The organism is Limosilactobacillus kribbianus, assembly GCF_026413145.1.
GTDB lineage: Bacteria > Bacillota > Bacilli > Lactobacillales > Lactobacillaceae > Limosilactobacillus > Limosilactobacillus kribbianus.
Genome location: NZ_JAOVYZ010000090.1, coordinates 1 through 2,624 on the forward strand (window position 1 = coordinate 1; position 2,624 = coordinate 2,624).

Annotated in this window: 3 protein-coding genes and 1 tRNA gene; 2 read left to right on the top strand and 2 right to left on the bottom strand. The window is 48.0% G+C overall.

What is annotated here, in order from left to right:
* Nucleotides 1-511: 511 nt before the first annotated feature.
* A complete protein-coding gene (locus OCT58_RS10150; protein WP_267202710.1) occupies nt 512-1,036 on the bottom strand; it encodes a GNAT family N-acetyltransferase in 525 nt (174 codons plus the stop codon).
* 69 nt (nt 1,037-1,105) lie between these two features.
* Here OCT58_RS10150 and OCT58_RS10155 point away from each other — a divergent pair.
* Nucleotides 1,106-1,178, top strand: a tRNA-Ala gene (locus OCT58_RS10155).
* A 35-nt stretch (nt 1,179-1,213) separates the two neighbouring features.
* Here OCT58_RS10155 and OCT58_RS10160 read toward each other — a convergent pair.
* Nucleotides 1,214-1,804 (bottom strand): GNAT family N-acetyltransferase, encoded by a 591-nt coding sequence (locus OCT58_RS10160; protein WP_267202711.1) that lies wholly within the window; start codon nt 1,802-1,804, stop codon nt 1,214-1,216.
* Nucleotides 1,805-1,904: 100 nt separating this feature from the next.
* Here OCT58_RS10160 and OCT58_RS10165 point away from each other — a divergent pair, with 100 nt between their 5' ends.
* On the top strand, nt 1,905-2,447 hold the full coding sequence (locus OCT58_RS10165; RefSeq protein ID WP_267202712.1) for an RBBP9/YdeN family alpha/beta hydrolase: 543 nt from the start codon (nt 1,905-1,907) through the stop codon (nt 2,445-2,447).
* Nucleotides 2,448-2,624 lie beyond the last annotated feature (177 nt).

Here is a 2,624-nt window from a genome sequence, read left to right on the forward strand (position 1 = left end):
CCCTACACATTTGATTCGTCGAAACTTTGTTCAGTTTTCAAAGGTCTACCGTGCTGATTAACTAGTAGCTAATCAGCAAATCTATTATATCATCTAACTCATCAGAATGTCAAGAGCTTTTTTGATTAATTATTAATCAAGCGATTGACTTTGCTGAAGAAGTCAGCTTATTTATAATATCAATTCCGCCATCAGAAGTCAACAACTAATTTTAATTTCTTAAAGTAGGTCGTTGCTTTTCATCAGACAGCGTTATCTATTATAACCAGCTCGCACAAAATAATCAAGGATAAACATGAATCTATCTTCATGTAATTTTCTAGACTAGCTATCAAGTAATTATCCTTGACAGCTAGTAATGATTAATTTTGGTCTAGCTAAAATTTAGTTGCGCTAGTAGAAACACAACAGTTAAATACTATAGGAGCTTTTCTTCAGATTTGCAAGGCTAAATTGTTAATTTGGCCAAAAATAAAAGAATCAGGCACCACTTTCGGTACTTGATTCCCTCTTACAACTGGTATTCTAAAACTTTAGCATCTTGATCGCCGATGTCATCATAATGAAGTGTCAACGACTGAACAACTCGAAAACCATTCTTTACGTATAGTTTTTCGGATGGCAGATTTCCATCTAACACGTCTAGGTGAATAACTCGCTTACCATCTGCCTTGGCCTGTCGTAAAATTGCTTGCAACAGCTTGGAGGCAATGCCAGTCCCCCGATACCGCGGATGAACACCAAAGAGATGCAACACACCAATCTCATCGCTGTCTGCCGGGGTTGGCCAATCAATCTGGGGATAATCCTCCCCCGTCGTCAAAACCCCGGCGCCAATTGCCTGATCGTCCTGGTAGGCGACCAGCACCCGGGCATCAGCAATCATCTGTCGTAAGCCATCGACACTCGGGTATTCGCCCCAAGTCCAGTCAGCGCCGTACTGATCCAGTGGCTGGTGATCGCAAATCGCCTTATAAAGGCCGGCCAGGGCGTTGAGATCATCCTGGTCAGCAACCTTAATCTGCGCATTGCTCATCTTTTCATCCCCCTTTATGGAAATAATATTAACGCATTTTCAATTAACCTGCTATAATAAGGCCGTAACGGGCCATTAGTTCAGTTGGGAGAATGTCTGCTTCGCATGCAGGAGGTCGCGAGTTCGAATCTCGCATGGTCCATAATCAGCCACGAATCGTTTGGTGATTCGTGGTTTTTATTTTGCAAAGAAGTCATCCGCTACGTCCGCAAAGTCGAGCGGTGCTACTGGTGCCTGCGCGTGATCTGCGATGCTCTTCTCCATCCAGATCATGTCGTACCACTTATCGAACTTGTAGACGTTGCGATCAAAGCGGCCCGCCAGTTTGTAACCGTAGTATTCGTGGAACTTCGGACTGGCAAGGGTCAAATAATGATCGGGCTGGTCGTCGTGCGGGTAGACAATGTGGGCGGTCATGTTAACGAAATGCATCCGCCGACAGAGCTCTTCCAAGGCGTCATATAGGCGGGTGCCGATCCGGTGACCACGGCACTCCCGATCCACGTAGATCGAGGTTTCAACCGTCCACTGGTAGGCCTCACGCGGATTAGCCGGGCCGATGTAGGCAAAGCCAACCACCTGGCCGTCGAGCTCGGCGACCAGGTAGGGATAGTGCTGGAGGGTCTTCTTCATCCGCCCGGTGATCTCCTCAACCGTCGGCACCGTCACCTCGCAGGTAATCGCCGTGTTTTGAACGTAATAGCTATAAATCTGCCGAATTGCCGCCGCGTCGGTCAGGCGGGCAACCCGCAATGAAACTTCTGACATCATACCACTCTTTCGTATTTTATTATCCCCATTATAGTCGCATCGGTTGGCATTCTGGTAGCCTTGCGTCATAATTAAATTAACGAAAGAAGGGAAAATCATGACAAAAGCTTACCTCATCCACGGCACCTCGACCCGCGACGACGACTGGTTCCCCTGGTTAGAACGGGCAGCGGCGCCCGCAATTCAGCTCGACCGGCTCTGGCTGCCGGATCCGTTCAACCCACAACAGGACGCTTGGAACGCGGCGGTAGACGATCAGATCAAGCCGACTGATGGACTGATCCTGGTGGCCCACAGCCTCGGCTGCATCACTGCGCTCCGCTTTATTGAACGCCACCAGGTCAAGGATGCCCGTCTCCTTTTAGTGGGAGCCTTCGACCAGGGCCTGCCGACTTATCCAGAACTGGATGCTTTCATGCAGCCAGCACCCGACTATGGGCAAATCGCACCTAAAATTAGCAAGGCGACGGTGATCGCCGCCAAGAATGACCCGATTGCCCCGTACAAAAACAGCATTCAGGTTGCCCATCACATCAACGCCAAGCTGATCGTCCAGGAAACGGGCGGGCACTTCCTCACCAGTGACGGCTTCACCCAATTTCCACTGGCGTTGAAGGAACTGCAACGACTGGCTAAATAAAAATAAGAGTAGGATTGCTCGAAAACGAGTTCAACCCTACTCTATTTTTTATTCTTGGCAGATTGCAAGAAATAACTTGAACGAATTTAGTGACGCAGATTAAGCAAGAAGATCTCGATTGGTGTATGCCAGTTAAGACATTTAAGTGGTCGGGAATTCAGATACCAATTAATTTGA

What these genes read in the sequence shown, in the direction of transcription:
- OCT58_RS10150 (WP_267202710.1), bottom strand. Translation starts at nt 1,036, where the DNA reads ATGAGCAATGCGCAGATTAAGGTTGCTGACCAGGATGATCTCAACGCC.
- OCT58_RS10160 (WP_267202711.1), bottom strand. Translation starts at nt 1,804, where the DNA reads ATGTCAGAAGTTTCATTGCGGGTTGCCCGCCTGACCGACGCGGCGGCA.
- OCT58_RS10165 (WP_267202712.1), top strand. Translation starts at nt 1,905, where the DNA reads ATGACAAAAGCTTACCTCATCCACGGCACCTCGACCCGCGACGACGAC.